Source organism: Marinilabilia salmonicolor, assembly GCF_003003035.1.
Taxonomy (GTDB): Bacteria; Bacteroidota; Bacteroidia; order Bacteroidales; family Marinilabiliaceae; genus Marinilabilia; species Marinilabilia salmonicolor_A.
In genome coordinates this window covers 74,104-92,333 of record NZ_PVTS01000007.1, presented here as the reverse complement: position 1 = coordinate 92,333, position 18,230 = coordinate 74,104, and the positions used below count along the sequence as shown (strand labels likewise).

Genomic DNA, 18,230 nt, shown 5'->3' with positions numbered 1-18,230 from the left:
GGAGTGAAACCTCAAAACCCGGGTTGAAAGAAGCAGGATCAAAAAAAGCCGGGTGGTTCAAATTTAATGTTGAACCACCCGGCTTTTTATGCAAGAACGAAGCTCAGATTTATTGAGCCAGTCTGTTATTAATTTCCTGCAATGAAGCTTTGGCACTGGCATTGTCAGCATCATACTTCAAAACTTTTTCAAACCAGGGCTTGGCATTCGAAAATGCTTCATTGGCACGGGCATTAATCTCATCATACTGAGACGGATCTGCATTTTGTGCGGAAGCAAGAATCTGAGAGGCCTCATTATAGGGCTCAGAACCTTTCTTAAGGTAATAAGTCACAAGCATCTTTTTCATATGACCTACATACTTACTGGTGCTGAATTCCTCCACAGCATCCACAAGGAAGCTTTCCATTTCCTCCTCCTGATCCAGCTTATTATAGGAATAAGCAATGTAATAGGCTGAAATGTCGGGACGGAAACCCTGCTCTTTGGTCATTTCATAATACTTGATGGCTTTCTCATAATTCTCAATACGACGTGCAGAAGTGGCCATATTATAAAGCATAGCATCTTCCAATGGTTCTCCCTCTTCCCAGTTGGCAACCGACTGTTCATAAAGCTCAAGGGCTTTCTGATAGTCTTTATTTCTCAAGGCTTCATTTCCTTCATTCTTGTAATCTGCCGCCGATTTATCCTGGGCAAACACACTTCCTGCAAGTGCAAACAACACAAAACTTACTGTCAATAAGTACTTCATAACGTAATCTAATTTAATGTTTGGATTTCTCTTTTTCTTCAGGCTGTAAAAATAGCCTTTTTGAGTTTAATTGAAAACAAAAAGCAGGCCAAACCTTAAATTTATTTAAAAAAAGCAACATTTCACATCTTCAGCAGGTATTCTTTCAGCTTGCTGTATGAATTCTGCATCGTTTCATGCGTTCCTTTAACCCGGAAAGCATCTCCAAATTCCTCCCTTATCTTTTCAGCCTCAGCGGGCAGAACAGCATCAATTGTTTCCAAAAATTTTACCGGATGTGCAGTGGAAACAAAAAATCCGGTCTCCTCTCCTTTCAATTGTCGGGACAAACCCAGGTAACCGGTTGCCGAATGCGGATCCAACAAATAGCTGTTTTTCGAAAAAACTTCCTTTATGGTCTCTTTTATTTCCCCATCGTTAACCACCGTTGCAGCAACTTCTCTTTTTAATTGTTCTGTATCCTGATTATATAACTCAAAAAGTCTGGGCCAATTGCTGGGATCCCCCACATCCATCGCATTGGCCAGCGTCACGATCGTATCCTTCGGGTCATAATTCCCGGATTTCAAAAACCGGGGAACCACATCATTCACATTGGTGGCAGCCACAAAACGCTTTACGGGGAGGCCCATCCGGTGAGCTATAACAGCGGCCGTAATGTTACCAAAATTACCACTTGGAACACAAACAACCGGAGGTTGCTGTCCGTTTTGTTCCATAAAACGGGCAACGCCCTGGAAATAATAGACCATCTGAGGAAGCAAGCGCCCCAGGTTGATGGAATTTGCAGAGGTAACAGCCACTTCTCCGCGAAGCTCACGGTCGTTAAAAGCCTGCTTCACCAAACGCTGACAGTCATCAAAAGCACCATCGACAGCAATGGCATGAATATTATGCCCCAGGCTGGTCATTTGATTTTGCTGGTAAGGACTGATTTTACCATCAGGATAAAGTACCACCACATCAATGCCGGGTACTTTATAAAAACCATGAGCCACCGCTCCACCGGTATCACCGGAAGTCGCTGTCAGCACCACCATTTTTTTGTCCGTTACCGGATGCAATTTGCTCATCAACCGCGATAAAAAGCGGGCTCCCACATCTTTAAAAGCCTGAGTTGGTCCGTGAAACAGCTCCAATACATGAATACGGTCATTCACAGGCTTCAACGGGATCGGAAAAGAAAAAGTGCTTTCCACCATCTCTCTCAGTTCATCTTCACTCAAATCCTCGCTCACAAAAGGCTTCAGAACTGAAAAAGCAATTTCGGGCAGAGACAATCCCGGCAGTTTTTGAAAAAACTCATCGGATAAAGCCGGAATCTCCTCCGGCATAAAAAGGCTTCCATCATCAGCAAGTCCCTTAAAAACAGCTTCCGACAATGAAACAACTTGTCGCTTATCTCCTAAACTTTTAAATTGCATATACTTAATCTACAGAAATTAACAACAGGTTACTCAAACAATTTCTCCAATACTTCTCCATCTGAAAGAACACCAAAAGCCCCCTCCTTTACCGAAAATTCATCAAACGATTGAACATCGTCAGGTGTTAATCCCGGTTTAACAATAAAGAAAGGTACCGGGTCGGAGGTATGGGTTCGAAGCGCACACGGAGTAGGATGATCGGGTAACAAAGCAAGAGCCACATCCTCATGCAGACCCTGAATACCCTGCCACAGTGGTTTTAGAAGGCGGCGATCGAAGTCTTCCACCACTCTTTTTTTCAAATCCTTATCCCCTTCATGTCCTGCCTCATCAGCTGCTTCCACGTGTAAAAACACAAAATCCACTTTTTTAAGGGCATTGACTGCTGCCGCTGCTTTCCCTTCGTAGTTGGTATCAAACAACCCGGTTGCTCCCTCCACATAAATGTTTTCCAATCCGGCCATTCCACCAATCCCCCTGATCAGATCAACAGCCGAAATTACGGCACCCGATTTAATGCCCCAACGCTCTTCAAATGTCGGAAAGCCACCAGGTTTACCGGGCGACCAGGGCCAGATTGCATTAGCTGGTGCCTTTCCCTCCTTTATTCGCTTTTTGTTGATGGGATGCTCACTCAAAATCTCGATGGAGTGCTTGATTAACAGACGAAGTCGCTTGGCGGTTTTTTCCGCTGCCCCTTCAGCATCAGGCAGCAAGTCTTCCAGACTTTCGCCGGGGTGATCATGCGGAGGCCTGCAGAAAACACCTGTTTTCCCGTCTTCCAGCATCATCAGGTTACGATAGCTCACTCCCTGATGAAAACGAACCCCTTCGGTATGCAATTTCTCATTAAGATAAGCAATCAATTCACCGGCCTCATCGTTCGAAATATGACCTGCCGAATGATTCATCAGCTTACCGTCCGCCACCGTCACCAGATTACACCTGAAAACCAATTCATTATCCCGAATCGGAACCTGCAAAGCAGCAGCTTCGAGAACGCCCCTTCCGGGAAAATATTTTCGCGGATCAAAGCCCAAAATATTCATATTAGCAATCTCACTCCCCGGATGCAACCCCACAGGAATCGACTTTAACAACCCCGTTTGTCCCTGGGCACAAAGCTCATCCATTACCGGTTTGTTGGCCACCATCAAAGGTGTCTTGTTGTCCCATTCGGGAATTGGGTTGTCGGCCATCCCATCGGCCAATACTACGATATACTTCATAGTTTTCAAGGTTTATATTGCCGCTTCTGCCAGCCTAAAGCCCGAAAGCGGCGTTAAATAAATCCCTGAAACACCCTATTTCAGGTGCTTCAGGGATTAATACTTTAAAATTAGTGATTATTTAAAACAAACCGACCTTTAGACAATCGGAATATTATTTTCATTGCAAATTCTTCTCATTTCATCAGACCAGATACTTGATTGAATCTCTCCGATGTGCGCTTTCCGTAAAAAATACATACACAGCCGCGACTGACCTATTCCCCCACCAATACTCAGAGGGAATTCGTCATTGAGCAATCTTTTATGAAAAAGGAATTCTTTACGGTTCTCACAATTCTTTGCTTTCAACTGATTGTTCAAGGCTTCGGCATCAACACGAATTCCCATGGAGGATATTTCAAACGCCTTTTCGAGCACCGGATTCCAGAGCAGGATATCGCCATTTAACCCCTGAAAACCTTCCCCGTCTTCCGAAATCCAGTCGTCATAATCGGGTGCCCGTCCATCATGTGGTTCACCATTGGAGAGATTACCTCCGATTCCGCTCAAAAACACCGCGCCATATTTTTTACAGATTGCATCCTCCCGCTCTTTAGCTGTCAGGTTGGGATACATCTGCAACAACTCTTCGCTATGGATAAAGTGAATCCTGGAAGGAAGCAAGGGAGTCAGTTGCGGATATTTCTCATAAAGAATAAATTCGGTACGTTTCAACACCTCGTAAATACTCCGGACCACTTTTCTCAGGAATTTAGCATTCCGCTCTTCCTGTGTAATGTGTCTCTCCCAGTCCCATTGATCCACATATATGGAGTGGGTATTATCCAGCACTTCATCGGGCCGGATAGCATTCATATCAGTATAAATACCGTATCCGGGCTCAATATCATAATCGGTCAATACCATTCTTTTCCATTTGGCAAGACTGTGCACAATCTCAGCTTCCCTGTCCCCCAGATCTTTAACCGGAAAGGTAACCGGCCGCTCTATCCCGTTGAGATCATCGTTGATTCCCGTACCCTTTAAAACAAATAAGGGAGCAGTAACCCGGCGCAATCTCAACTCGGAAGACAATCCGGATTGAAAAGCATCCTTAACAACCGTAATGGCATGTTCGGTTTGTTTCAAATCCAACAAAGGACGATATCCTTTGGGAATGAATAAATTATCTATCATAACACAAAAAAATACAAGGTCAACTTCTGTTTGCTTTACAAAATTACATGGTTAAATTACAATTAAAAAATTTTGAAGCACTTTTTTTATCATTTTGTCATCACAATCCCATAAAAAATTAACTGATTGAAAGCAAAACTCTTTTTTAAAAGCCAATTGTTTTAATAATGATGAATTCTTTACCTTTGGCGGGCAAATAAAATGCAATGCACAGAGATTTCAGCAGAAATATCCTCCGGTTATACATCATAAAGATTGCCAAGTGGTTTATGCTGACCATGCCCATAATAATGCTTTTTTATAAAGATTCGGGGCTCACCCATGAAGAAGCATTTCAGCTCAAAGCCATTTACAGCATCAGCATCGTTATTTTTGAAGTACCCTCCGGTTATCTGGCCGATATTCTGGGCCGGAAATTCACTCTGATACTGGGGACTATACTGGGGACTATTGGATTTGTTTTTTATTCCGCAGGAACCGGATACTGGATTTTTATGGCCGCAGAAATGACATTGGGTATAGGTCAGAGTTTTATCTCAGGATCAGATTCGGCTATGCTTTTCGACTCCTTAAATGCAGATGGAAAAAGCCACAAATATCTGAAATACGAAGGACTCAACTTTTCCATTGGAAATTACTCTGAAGCACTGGCCGGACTGGCTGGTGGAGCCTTGGCCGAGATCAGCCTGCATCTCCCTTTCTATTTCCAAACCGGCATCGCATTTATAGGAATTCCGGCAGCACTAACCCTGCTGGAACCTCCGCGGATGGAGAAACGCAAGCGCCCCGGATTTATGGATATCTTGAATGTAGTAAAGTATGCCCTTGTCAAGAACAATCGCTTGAGGTGGAACCTTATTTACTCCTCAATTATAGGCACTTCCACCCTAACCATGGCGTGGGTTTATCAGCTTAAACTTCACGAGTTTGGTTTCACCGAGTTGTTTATTGGAGGAACAGCTACAGGACTGAACCTTCTGGTAGGTACGGTAACTCTCTTTTCATCAAAACTGGAACGGAAAATGGGGAAAAAGATAACTGTTTTAAGCACCAGTATCATTATTACAGGAGGATTCATTGCAGGAGGATTCACTCATTCAGCCATATTTTTCCTGCCCGTACTTGCGATATTTTATATGGCGCGTGGAATTGCCACGCCGGTACTGAAAGATTACATTAATCAGATCACCCCATCCGATATTCGTGCTACGGTACTCTCTGTTCGCAGTCTGCTTATCCGGGCCATTTTTGCCGTGGTAGCACCTTTATTTGGCTGGATAAGTGATCTATTGTCTCTTTCCGAAGCACTCCTGATCGTGGGACTTGTATTTATGGCACTGGCTCTTTCCACCGTCACACTGTTTCTTAAAACGCTAAAGAAAAAAGCAGGCTGAGAATAAAAAATGCCATAATCCGGAACAAAGTTCAAGGGATGTAATAAATCTTCCCGGTCTGAGTACAAGGAAGATTAAATTTCCATTTCAAGACCATCATACCCGAGAAAAACATTGGGTGGAAGTGTTTTGGACACCTCTTCATGAAATCCCATATGATGACTGATGTGCGTCAAAAAGGCCTTTTCCGGTTTCAGTTCCTCAATTACTTGCAATGCCTGCTTCAGATTAAAATGCGAAGCATGAGGCTCAATGCGCAGGGCATTAATCACCAGCACCTTGCTATTTCTGACAATCTCCATGCTTTCATCAGGAATCAGGCTACCATCGGTTATATAGCTGAAATCCTCTATTCTGAATCCCAGCACAGGCATTTTGTGATGAAAAATACGGAGGGGCTGTACCATCATTCCCGCAGCAACAAACGGGTTCAAATCAATCTCATTCAACAACAACTCAGGTACACCAGGATAGCGCTCATCCTTATCTTTAAATGCGTAGGAATATTCCCGTTTCAATGCATCCAAAACCCTTTTCTCTCCATAAAGGTGAGAAGGTTCCCGGTTGATCCAGTTAAAGGCTCTTACATCATCCAGGCCGGCAGTATGATCCTTATGTTCATGGGTAAAAAGAATGGCACTCAGTCGTTGCGTCCCGGAGGCCAGCATTTGCTGCCGGAAATCGGGTCCGGCATCAACAACAAGGGTCTGATCATCGTATTCAATTTTTACTGATGACCGTGTACGTTTATCTCTGGAATCTGTGGAACGACATACTGCGCAATTACATGCAATCATTGGCACTCCCATAGAAGTACCGGTTCCAAGCAAAGTTATTTTCAAAATTATCTGGTTTTAGCTGTCTGTTACTGAGCAAATTTAAAAACAATGACAGGAGAATCAAAACACACAATCCGCATAACCTGACTTCCAAAATTGGTCGAACAGAACTATTTTACCCGAAGTGTGTTTATACTAATGCCCCAAAAGCGAAGTTTTTCTTTTTAAAGGAATACATAAAGTTGTTGGTTGTATAAAGGATCGAATATTTTTACCCAAAATCCGCAATCAATAATTTAAAAAAACAACGTTATTCCTTGCGGACTCGAGTAAGTTAATCATCTCATTTGGACTCATGCTTCACCCAAATGAGTGATTTTCTAAATTGGGGTTAACCTATTTTCCACAAAGGTCTTTAAAGGAAAATTGTAATATATAACGGGAGACATCCTGAATTAAGATTGCGACGCTCATAATCCTGCAAAGGCAGTTCATTGCGAGTGCCTGCCTCAAAGATATTTGAGAAATAATGGGAATATGACAAGTTGAGATGCTCAAAATTAAAACTCTAAGAAAAGTTATTCGTTGAGCAGGTGCGGCGGATTCTTTCCTGGGAAAACGGCAAAGCCGAAGCCGATCAGCCATTAGAGACGAAACGGCGGATCGGAATCCGCCGCACCCAATCTGTCATTGGTAACGTAGCGAAGCAATCTCAAGATTTAACCGGACAACACAAAAACTAAATACTATACTTATGAAAACCACACTATTCCTTATTTTACTGAGTCTGGGAGTGGCCACAGCCCAGAGCCAGACAAGTTTTTACGATTTTACGGTCAAAACCCTGGAGGGAGAACCATTTGAGCTGAGTTCCCTTCGGGGTAAGAAGGTGATGGTGGTAAATACCGCCAGCAAATGCGGATTAACACCGCAATATGAACAACTACAAGCCATTTATGAGCAATACGGTGGTGATGACTTTGAAATTATCGGGTTTCCGGCCAATAACTTCATGAATCAGGAGCCCGGAACCGCAGAGGAAATAGCCGAATTTTGTCAGTTGAACTATGGTGTGACCTTTCCAATGATGGAGAAAATCAGCGTAAAAGGCGACGACCAGCATCCCCTCTATCAATGGCTTACGCAAAAATCAAAAAACGGAGTCACCGAAAGTAAAGTACAATGGAACTTTCAAAAATACCTGATTGGTCCGGACGGAAGACTGGAAAAAGTAATTCCGCCCAAAACAAAACCCGATGATTCCGAAATCATCGACTGGATTACCTCCGGGGCAAATGAATAGGGATATCCCCAACAAATAAAGGGTTCTTTTTTCCGGAAACCGGCCTGTTTTGTTATTTTTACCAGGTAGAAAAACATCAGGCACATTATGTCAAAACTTACCATTTACAGAGCATCGGCCGGTTCGGGAAAAACATTCACGCTCACCCGCGAATTCATAAAGTTATTATTCAATCAACCATCGGAATATCGTAATATTCTGGCAGTTACCTTCACCAACAAGGCAACTGCCGAGATGCGACGCCGAATACTGGAAAAACTCTTTGAGTTGGGTAACCCTGCCATTAAAAAGCCTGATTACCTGGACGAACTGATGCAGGAAACAGAATGGAAAGAAGAGAAAATCAGGGAACGTGCCAGATTCATCCTCAGGTTGCTGCTGCATGACTTCTCCCGGTTTTCCGTCAATACCATAGACAGCTTTTTCCAGCAAATAATAAGGGCATTTGCACGAGATGCAGGTCTTCAACTGGGGTTTCGCACCGAGCTGGATCATAAATCGGTAATGACCCAGGCCATTGATCGGGTGGTGCTGGAAATGGACATGAAAGGCCATGAAACACTCAAAAAATGGCTGCTCGACTTCGCAGAGAAAAAAATAACAGAAGGAAAAAGCTGGAACATCAACAACGAAATCAGCAATTTCTCCCAGGAAATTTTTAAAGAAGCCTATCAATCGGTTGCAGGTCCCCTGTCGGAAAAACTGAGCGACAAAAGCTTCATGAATCAATATCTCTCAAAGCTCCAAAAAATCATTTCCAATTATGAACAAACACTCAAAACCATTGGAGTAAAGGGATTAGAGATCATCAAAAAATGGGATCTGGATATTTCAAAAGATTTCAACGGAGGGAGCCGCAGCAAATTATTGGTATTTAAGAAGCTCAGTGAAGAGGTAAAATTTGATGAAGCCCAGATCTTTGCACTTCATAACACCCTGGAAGCTTGGCAAAAAAAGACCAATCCGGAACATATCAATAAAGCCATAGAGGGAGCCTATAATGATGGATTGAATGCCCTTCTGGATCAATACGTGTCGCTCAAAAATCAACAGGGCAAAGACTATTTTACGGCCAGAGCTATCGTAAAAAACTTCTACACATTAGGCATCATCAACGATGTATATCAAAAGATACTGGAAGTGTCGCGCGAGCAGAACGTCTTTCTCTTATCGGGCACCAACCATTTGCTGACCAGAATTATCCGGCGCGATGAAGCGCCCTTTATCTATGAAAGAACCGGCACCCGCTATCATCATTATATGATTGATGAGTTTCAGGACACCTCGTCGATGCAATATGCCAATTTCAGACCACTCATCAGTAACAGTCTGGCTCAGGAAAACTTTGCCATGCTGGTTGGAGATGTGAAGCAATCCATTTACCGGTGGCGAAACTCGGATTGGACCCTGCTGGCTGAACAAGTGGAAAAAGAATTTGACATTTATGGAACCAACATAGAAACACTGGATACCAACTTTCGCAGCAGTGCCAACGTGATTGCCTTCAACAACAGCTTTTTTCAACACATTTCCAGGGCCCTGCAAGCACAACTCATCCAAAAATCGGAAGGCCACATCTCGGACACTCCGGGGTTTGAAACCAAAATATCAGAGGCTTATCACGATGTGGCTCAAAAGGTTGCCGCCAAAAATCTGGACAACGAGGGCCATGTCTCCTTTCAGTTTCTGGAAGCCGCCAATAAAGAAGATTTCAGAGAACAAGCCATCGAAGCCTCTATCAACAGAATCAGGGAATTGCTCAACAGCGGCTTCTCTCCTTCGGATATCTGTGTGCTGGTACGCAAAAAAACAGAAGGCATTGCCATAACCAATGCACTTTTGTCGGGCGCATATCACCCTGAAAAATCACCCCTGCCGGTCATCAGCAACGAAACTTTGAGACTGAACAGCTCACCCGCCGTGCTCTTTATCATCAATCACCTGAAATTCATTCTCTCCCCGGATGATAAAGTGCTGGAAGCATTTATACGCCTGCATTGGGAGCGAAACCTCAGGGAAGCGGACATGATCAATTTTGATGCTTCAGATGTTTTTCACAATGCGGAAAAAACCACCTCGTGGGAAGAACACCTGGCCTTTATTGAAAACAAGCAGCAACTCCCGCTTTATGATCTGGCAGATGAGCTTACACGCCTCCTTCCGGAAAACATAAGAACAGAGCAAGGCATATACATTCAGGCACTACTGAACAATATCAATAGTTTTTCGGCTCAGGAAGCTGCCAACCTCAATCTGTTTATCGATGAGTGGGAAAAAAACATCCAGTTTGAAAGTATAGCCGGCCCCGAAAACCAGGAAGCCATTCAGGTAATGACAGTTCACAAATCGAAAGGTCTTGAATTTAAAGCAGTTGTACTGCCATTCTGCAACTGGGAACTCAATGATGAACGACAACAGAACCTGCTCTGGTGCAAGCCCCGATCCGCTCCATTCAATGAACTGGACCTGGTTCCTGTAAATTATGAAAAATCACTGGTGGAATCTCATTTCTCCAACGAATATCTGGAGGAGTTGATGCATCAATACATCGATAACCTCAATCTTCTATACGTGGCATTTACCCGTGCAGAATTATCTCTATCCGCATTTTGTCAGAAGAAAAAAACACCACCCAAAGAGTTGGGAACTGTTTCGGACCTTCTGTGGTTTCACTTCGAAGCCAGGGAATCTGACCACCACGAATTACCGGGCAACTGGAACACCGTAAGTCAGACTTTTGAACTTGGTACAATGTTTAGAGAGGCTAAAGAAAGTAAGGATTCTGACTCTGAAAAAGAAGAAAATTCCGGAACCAAACGCCTCTTTGATACTTGTCCGTTGCCTACCATGGAGACTTTTCCCTTTAGGGAGCGGATAGCCATTCACCTGGAGAGTGATGAGTATTTTGATGATGAGAAAGAAGAAAGCGGCATCACCTACGGAAAAATCATGCACCACCTATTTGAGATGATTGAAACCCATGAAGATTTGGATGACGCGCTGAAAACACTGTGGTTCGAGGGCAAAATTGACGAAAAAGAGCAATCGATCATCAGGGAAAGAATGGAAAAATGGCTCAATCACCCGGAAGTAGAAAGCTGGTTTAACGGCAGTTACAAAATACTACCTGAAGTGGCCATTCTACATAAAAACATCCGCCGCCCCGACAGAGTTATGTTGTCTGATAAAGAAACCATTGTGGTAGATTACAAATTCGGAAAAGCTGAAGCCACCAGGCATCAGTTGCAGGTAAGAGGATACATGAATAAGATAAAAGAGATGGGGCACCCAAACGTAAAAGGATACATCTGGTATGTTCCCCACCAGGAGGTTGTGAAGGTGGAGAATGACATAATTCAAGGGAGCTTATTTTAAAAAAAACGGCGGTTAGAAAACCGCCGTTTTTTTTTAATACAATCAGAACCACTTCTTTAACTTCTCTTTAACTTCATCCACTTTTTCTTTTACTTCAGGATCTTCAAGGGCTTTTTCCACCGCCTTTTTCGCTTCCTGTTCCAGTTCCTTTTTAGCTTGTTCCTTAAATTCCTCATCCAGTCTGAAACTGAGTTTCGGATCTTTTACCGTTCCACCTACCAGCACATTCACCATCACATCAGAAGAACCGGAAGGCAGAGAAGCCCCAAGCAAACCGGCAACATTTCCCAATTCCTGTTTAGACACCGGCATCTTTATCACGTAATCCATCGTCTGGTCGAGGCTCTGTGTTCCGGAAATCGTCAGTTGACGGTCAAAAAGATTGGCTGTAAAAGGTTCCACAATAACATTTCCGTTTTCCAGCTTGAAATTGATGTTCAGATCTTCGGCCCTTGCCTTTCGGTACTTGTCATTATTGAGCATTGAAGCCATAGCAGTCTGCACTTTGGCACCGGAGATTTCAACACCTTTTGATTCCAGCAAGCCTCCACCGCCTATAGAACTCAGTACCGGAGACATATCAGCTCCAATCAGGCTGTTAAATTTCAAATTGGTGGAAATGGTACCAACGGCACGTTTGGCAATGGGCATCATACTGTCAATCATACTAAAGGAATTGGCAGCCTTGTGCACATCGATGGTATTAAGAGCCATATCGAAATTCACAAAAGGTTTAAGAGTGTCTGCGGTATTATATTCGCCTGAAACCACCATACTTCCGTCAAGCATATTGCTTCTGAGCCCATCAAGAATGACCCGGCCATCCACAATGGTAATTTTCCCGGCCACATTGGTCATTTCAAGCTTATCGTAAAGCAATTTGTCAATGTTGCTGTTCAATACAAAATTCAGGTTTTTAGGAACCAGTACCAGTTCCATCCCGGTTGTATCCTCTTCTACAGCAGTGGTATCCTCACCTGCCAGTTGCATCAGCTGATTGGTGTCTATCAATCTGGACTGATGATTAAGATTTCCACTTAAAATACCATCTTTCAATACATAAGACAAGTAGTTCTCAACCTTTCCCTGAAGGTTAAAGTCACTACTTCCGAAAGAACTCTCAAAAGTCTTCAGTTCCATAAAACGAGGAGTAATCTGCATATCAGCGTTACTGATGTGAAATCCGTCGGGCATATCAGGAGTACTGAAAAAGAATTCTTTCATTCCAATTTGTCCGTTGGCTTCGATCTCCTCATAAAGTTCTTTCTCCACCATTTCATAATCTCCGTCGATACGCATATCCGCAGAGATAACACCCCCCAGTTCCATGCTGTCCATGGGGATGGCTTCCGTAAGAGATGCCAGATCGATAATACCTTTCAGACTTCCTTTATAAGTAGCATTTGAAATGGGGGTCCCAATCCACAATGAAGCATCAAAGGGGTTGTCGCCCAGCTTGAAATGAAATTTATTGATATCGGTAACCGTGAGATCCATTGCTCCCCCAGGGTTATCCACCTTAACATCAATCTGAATATCTTCGATGGATTTGGGTAAATCCGGGTACTGAATCAAACCATCGTTGACATTCAATACCAGATTAAATGCAGGAAGATTCTCCGTATCCACATAAACCCCTTTTGCAACAGCTTCCAGTTTCAGTGAACCTTCAGTGGTCAAATCCTCAAAATCCTGAAGGTAGGTTTCGGGAACCATAGAGAGTAGCGTTTTAAAACTGGTTTCATGGGCAGACAGTTTCACATCGAGGTCGTATCCTTCCTCAAGCATCCCCACTGTCCCCTCAAAACCAAGCCCAAGCTCATTCAGCAATAACTCATTGTCCTGAAAGGTAAAGATCATATTTTCCAGGTCGGCCCCAATAATGGCTTCCAAAGAGACAAAGGCATCCTTCAAGTAACTGGTTCCTTCCATCTCCATATTCAATTTCTGAATGGAAGTTTTTATATCCAGATTTGTGGCTTTTTGAGAGAGGTCACCCTCCATGGTAAAGTCCAGATCATCAATTACCGTAGAAAAGGCCATGGTTTGATCTGAAAATCCCAGCCGTGCATCTGATATTTCAAACAACTCCAACTGAACAGCAAAATCGGAAGCAGCAGAAGCTGTATCTTCCTCCACCTCTTCTGTTTCCGACATGGGAACAATATCCCAATTGGCTACAGAATCCTGATTCACTTTTAGCCAAACCTGCGGTTTATCAAGTAAAACAGAGTTAATATTGATCCCGCTTCCGCTTATGGCACTCCACAAATCAATACTTGCAGAAAATGCACCAACATGCAGCAGTGTGTCTCCCTCAAAAGGTTCCTTATTCACGATGGTCAATCCATCAAGCCCCATCGAAAGATTAGGAAAATGGCGAAACATGGAGAGGCTGAACTTGTCAAATGAGACAGTGGCTGTCACATTATCATTAATCACTTCGGTTACCTTCTGTTCAATTTTTCCTTTAAATAAAGAAGGCAAAACCAACAACAGCAACAAAATAAGGGCAATAATTCCCAATAAAACCTGAAAAAAACGCTTCATGAGTTCTGAATTAAAGTTCAAAGTTTGAAGAATAAATTCTAATATGTATGTAAATTTAGCAAAACACGAAGAAAAAAGCAGAAAGAAAGAGAATATAATTCACGATTTTCGGGAAAAGTGAAAAGATTAATTTCCTTCCTCTTCCATAAAAACCATGCGCCCGATATTCGTTGCATGACTGTTAATCATTCTCAACAGATTCAACAATTCAATATGCACTTTACTGGATTCTACAGAGCGACTACTGGGTGCCAGGAGCCTTTTATAATGCTGCATCTCCATTTCGTAGGCCATCAGTGCATATTTCCGGTATTTTCGCTTCATTTTCATAGCCTGTTCGGGCTCCCAATCCTCTAACAGTTGCATGGCTCTGGCCAACTGCTTCACGCACCTCTGCTGGTAATCACGCAACTCCCTGCCTCCCTCTTCAGAGAAATGGATATTGGCATCGAGCCACTTTTCTCCCTGACGGGCTATGTTTACTGAAACAATATCCGCAATCTGCTCCAGTTCGTTTACCACATGCAGAAAACGATAAATATCATCAGACCACTCCTGTGCAGACATCTTTTCATTCATGGAAACCAGGAAACGATTGATCTCCTCCCTGTAGTTGTCCACCATCTTCTCGTTGCTACGCAGATTATCCAACACCTTTGATTCCCGATCAAAAAACGGAGAGAGCGCATCATCAACCATTTTAATAACAAGTCGTCCCATATCCCCAACCTCTTTTTTCAGAAATGGAAGCATCATCTCTCCTGATCCTATCAATTCGGGTTTCAAATAATTAAGGTGAAATGATTTCTTCTTCTTTTCCGGCACCATTCGATTAACGATGCTACCGATAATCCCCGTAAAGGGTAAAAATATCAGTGTCATAAAGACATTGAAGATGGTATGTGCATTGGCCAGAAACCTTCCGCCTGATGCATTGTCTCCGGAGAGCGTCCATGTGACATGCTCCCAAAACCCAAGCAACCAGATCATAATAAAAACCCCTGCAACCCGGAATAATGTATTGGCAACTGCAAGCCGTTTGCCACCAATAGAAGAATTGAGGGATGCAATCAGAGCGGTAACGGTAGTTCCGATGTTGGTCCCCAAAATGAGCGGCAAAGCATCTGACACCGACAACAAACCGGTGGCTGTCAATGTCATCACAATTCCGATAAAAGCAGCACTGCTCTGAATCATTGCAGTAAAAATGGTTCCTGCTACCACGCCCCATACGGGGTTTTGGAGATACACAAGCCACCCTGTAAAGCGCTCCATACTTCCCAGAGGCTCCATACCCGACGACATCAGATCCATACCGTAAAACAGAATCCCCAGTGCCATAACAATTTGTCCGCTGTAAGACCAGCGACGCCGGCCAAAGGCTTTAAAAAGAAAACCGATGCCCACAAATCCAAGAGAATATGTTCCCAGCTTAAAAGCTATGATTTGAGCAGTAATAGTGGTACCGATACCGGTGCCGAGCATCACCGCAAGCGTTTGGCCAAGGCTCAGCAATGCCGCATCCACGAATCCCACCATAACCACCGAAGCGGCAGAACTGCTTTGAAACAGTACCGTCAGAAGAATTCCAAAAACCACACCTCCTCCTTTGGTTGCGGTAAATTTCTCCAACACGTGACGCATTTGTCGCCCGGCAAGGCTTTTCATACCCGAGCTCAATTGATCCATTCCCAGCAGAAAAAAACCGAGTCCGCCCAGCAGCTGTATGAATATGAGAAAGTAATTCATGAAGTCCTAATCACATTTAACTGTAAAGATAAAAAAGAATGGCGATCAGTCGGAAGATACCGCTGCACACAAAATCACCCCGAAAGAAAATTCCGGTAAAACGCGTTGCTTATGCCAATGGTAAAATACCGGTTTATTTCAAATGACTGCCAATCACTTTTTCCAGATGTCCGGTAATCTCTTCAGAAGAATATTGGCCCGGTTCAATAGGTTTTAGTATCTGATAGGTTACTTTTTCGCCAAACTGTAATGGGAAATTACCATTTTTCAGAATTCTATGGTGCCCGCTGATAACAAAAGGAACGATTACTGCCGATGGAGCACCTCTTAGAAGTGTTTGGATGCCGGCAGACATAAAAGGTTTCAGTTTACCTGTTTTACTACGGGTCCCTTCCGGAAAGATACAGGCTGCATAATGTTTCTTCTCGATTAGTCTGCCCAATTTTAAGATCTCTCTTACCGACTGCGAACCATTGGCACGGTCGATAAGTGCAGATTGGCCATGCTTCAGATTGTAGGAGATGCTAAACATATTTTTGGACAGCTCAATTTTTGCGATGAATTTGGGATAAAAGTCACGAAAAACCCACCCGATAGCCGGAATATCGTACATACTCTGATGATTGGCCACCACAATTACCGGACGATCCTTAGGAAGATTCTCCAGTCCGATGTAGCGGACACGGGCACCCATAATCCACAAACCCCTTAAAAGCATAATGTTAAGTACATCCACTGATCTCCGACGGGCATGCTCACCAAAAAACTTAAGGGCAATTACCTGAACAGGATAAAAACCAACAATCAGGGCAATCATATATAAATGAAACACCGGGGTTAACAGAATACCTAAAACTGCTCTCATTCGTCTGAATTTTGCTAAAGTTTAAAATAACGTTTTGCAATTATAGATTGCTTCGGGCTGAGCCCTAGCAATGAACGTTTTTTATTGTTAACTGGAAGATGTTGGCATAAACCGGAGACTTTGTCATTGCGAGGGCCTTGCGCGAAGCAATTTCTAGGCATACACACGCAACTTTAAAATTCAATTCAATGCAACATTTAACGAACGGAATAACATTAATCTACCACCGTTGCATACAAATCATAGTCTTCAGCGGCAGTAATTTCCACTTCATAAAAATGCCCTGGCTTTACCACTTCAGACACCGGAATAAGCACTTCAGGATCAACCTCCGGAGAATCAAACTCTGAACGACCAATAAAAAAATCCTCTTCTTTCCGATCGATGATCACTTTCATCCTTGTACCAACTTTTGCCTCATTTATTTCGCGACTGATATCACGCTGAAGCGCCATAATTTCGTCAGATCTGGCTTGTTTTATCTCCTGTGGAATATTGTCCTTATAGTTCTTCCAGGCATACGTATCCTCCTCGTGAGAATATGGAAATACACCAAGTCTCTCGAAACGCATCTCTTTGACAAACTCCAGCAGTTCGGCAAAATCTTCTTCGGTTTCACCGGGATGTCCGGTAATCATTGTGGTACGCAAATGAATACCCGGCACCTTCTCCCGCATGGCATTTACCAGGCTCAAAGTATCAGCCTTGGTGACATGCCGTTTCATCAGCTTCAGCATATTGTCAGAAATGTGCTGAAGGGCAATGTCCATATATGCACAGACCTTAGGATTGCGCTCCATTACCTCCAAAATATCCATGGGAAATGCCGCAGGATAGGCATAATGCAGGCGAATCCATTCAATTCCTTCAATCTGCGAAAGTTTTTCCACCAATGGAGCCAGCATCTGTTTTTTGTACAGATCAAGTCCATAGTAAGATAAATCCTGAGCAATTACCTGCAGTTCTTTCACACCCTGAGAAGCCAGTAAGCGAGCTTCTTCCACCAGGTCTTCAATGGGTTTTGATTTATGTTTGCCGGTAATAATAGGAATGGCGCAATAGGAACAGGAACGATTGCAACCTTCGGATATTTTGAGATAAGCATAATGGCCCGGAGTGGTCAGGGAACGCTCATTTACCAGGTCGGGCCTGTAGGCACTTCCCAGATCAGCAATTAGTTCCTGCCAGTTAAATTTACCAAAAAAACGGTCCACTTCAGGCAGCTCCTTTCCCAGTTGGTCGAAATAGCGCTCAGATAAGCACCCCATCACATAAAGTTTATTGATACGGCCCTCTTTTTTGGCTTCAGCAAAATCGAGAATGGTATCAATACTCTCCTCCTTGGCATCACCGATAAATCCACAAGTATTAATTACAACAATTTCTCCTTTAGCCTCGGCAGCATCATGCTCCACCGAAAAACCTCCTGCTTCAAATTGTCGTATCAAAAATTCAGAATCCACCAGGTTTTTGGAGCATCCCAAAGTAATAACGTCCACTCGCCTCTTACCTTGCTTTGTCATTTATTTACAGTTAGTTTGTGAGATACTGGGAGTTAGAAGTTAGATGTTGGAAGTTAGAGGTTTGAGACTGGATGTTAGAAAGGTACCTTTGCCAAAAATCTGC

12 protein-coding genes are annotated in these 18,230 nt (G+C 43.3%); 3 read left to right on the top strand and 9 right to left on the bottom strand.

Annotated elements, in window-relative coordinates:
• Nucleotides 1-109: 109 nt before the first annotated feature.
• The 4 genes from BY457_RS08900 to asnA form a co-directional block, all read right to left on the bottom strand.
• Nucleotides 110-754: a tetratricopeptide repeat protein gene (locus tag BY457_RS08900; protein ID WP_106152983.1), complete on the bottom strand. Its 645-nt coding sequence runs from the start codon at nucleotides 752-754 to the stop codon at nucleotides 110-112.
• 122 nt (nucleotides 755-876) lie between these two features.
• The gene (gene thrC / locus BY457_RS08895; protein ID WP_106152982.1) at nucleotides 877-2,178 is read right to left on the bottom strand and encodes a threonine synthase; all 1,302 of its coding nucleotides are present in this window, start codon (nucleotides 2,176-2,178) and stop codon (nucleotides 877-879) included.
• Between the two features lie 29 nt (nucleotides 2,179-2,207).
• The gene (locus BY457_RS08890; RefSeq protein WP_106152981.1) at nucleotides 2,208-3,410 is read right to left on the bottom strand and encodes a cofactor-independent phosphoglycerate mutase; all 1,203 of its coding nucleotides are present in this window, start codon (nucleotides 3,408-3,410) and stop codon (nucleotides 2,208-2,210) included.
• A gap of 138 nt (nucleotides 3,411-3,548) precedes the next feature.
• Nucleotides 3,549-4,589: an aspartate--ammonia ligase gene (gene asnA / locus BY457_RS08885; RefSeq protein ID WP_106152980.1), complete on the bottom strand. Its 1,041-nt coding sequence runs from the start codon at nucleotides 4,587-4,589 to the stop codon at nucleotides 3,549-3,551.
• A gap of 206 nt (nucleotides 4,590-4,795) precedes the next feature.
• Between asnA and BY457_RS08880 the strand changes: the two genes are divergently transcribed.
• A complete protein-coding gene (locus BY457_RS08880; protein WP_106152979.1) occupies nucleotides 4,796-5,983 on the top strand; it encodes an MFS transporter in 1,188 nt (395 codons plus the stop codon).
• Between the two features lie 74 nt (nucleotides 5,984-6,057).
• Here the strand turns inward: BY457_RS08880 and BY457_RS08875 are convergent, their stop codons facing one another.
• The gene (locus BY457_RS08875; RefSeq protein ID WP_106152978.1) at nucleotides 6,058-6,825 is read right to left on the bottom strand and encodes an MBL fold metallo-hydrolase; all 768 of its coding nucleotides are present in this window, start codon (nucleotides 6,823-6,825) and stop codon (nucleotides 6,058-6,060) included.
• A 691-nt stretch (nucleotides 6,826-7,516) separates the two neighbouring features.
• Between BY457_RS08875 and BY457_RS08870 the strand changes: the two genes are divergently transcribed.
• Nucleotides 7,517-8,065 carry a glutathione peroxidase gene (locus tag BY457_RS08870; protein ID WP_106152977.1) on the top strand — a complete coding sequence of 183 codons (549 nt, stop codon included), beginning with the start codon at nucleotides 7,517-7,519 and terminating at the stop codon, nucleotides 8,063-8,065.
• An 87-nt stretch (nucleotides 8,066-8,152) separates the two neighbouring features.
• Complete coding sequence (locus tag BY457_RS08865) at nucleotides 8,153-11,440, top strand: UvrD-helicase domain-containing protein (RefSeq protein WP_106152976.1); 3,288 nt, start codon at nucleotides 8,153-8,155, stop codon at nucleotides 11,438-11,440.
• A gap of 42 nt (nucleotides 11,441-11,482) precedes the next feature.
• On the opposite strand, the gene BY457_RS08860 is transcribed toward BY457_RS08865, so the two are convergent.
• From BY457_RS08860 to rimO, 4 genes are all read right to left on the bottom strand, one after another.
• The gene (locus BY457_RS08860) at nucleotides 11,483-13,990 is read right to left on the bottom strand and encodes an AsmA-like C-terminal region-containing protein (RefSeq protein WP_106152975.1); all 2,508 of its coding nucleotides are present in this window, start codon (nucleotides 13,988-13,990) and stop codon (nucleotides 11,483-11,485) included.
• 126 nt (nucleotides 13,991-14,116) lie between these two features.
• Nucleotides 14,117-15,739, bottom strand: coding sequence for a Na/Pi cotransporter family protein (locus BY457_RS08855; RefSeq protein ID WP_106152974.1), 1,623 nt, complete (start codon nucleotides 15,737-15,739; stop codon nucleotides 14,117-14,119).
• Nucleotides 15,740-15,872: 133 nt separating this feature from the next.
• A complete protein-coding gene (locus BY457_RS08850) occupies nucleotides 15,873-16,604 on the bottom strand; it encodes a lysophospholipid acyltransferase family protein (RefSeq protein WP_106152973.1) in 732 nt (243 codons plus the stop codon).
• A 215-nt stretch (nucleotides 16,605-16,819) separates the two neighbouring features.
• On the bottom strand, nucleotides 16,820-18,127 hold the full coding sequence (gene rimO / locus BY457_RS08845; protein WP_106152972.1) for a 30S ribosomal protein S12 methylthiotransferase RimO: 1,308 nt from the start codon (nucleotides 18,125-18,127) through the stop codon (nucleotides 16,820-16,822).
• Between the last annotated feature and the right edge of the window lie 103 nt (nucleotides 18,128-18,230).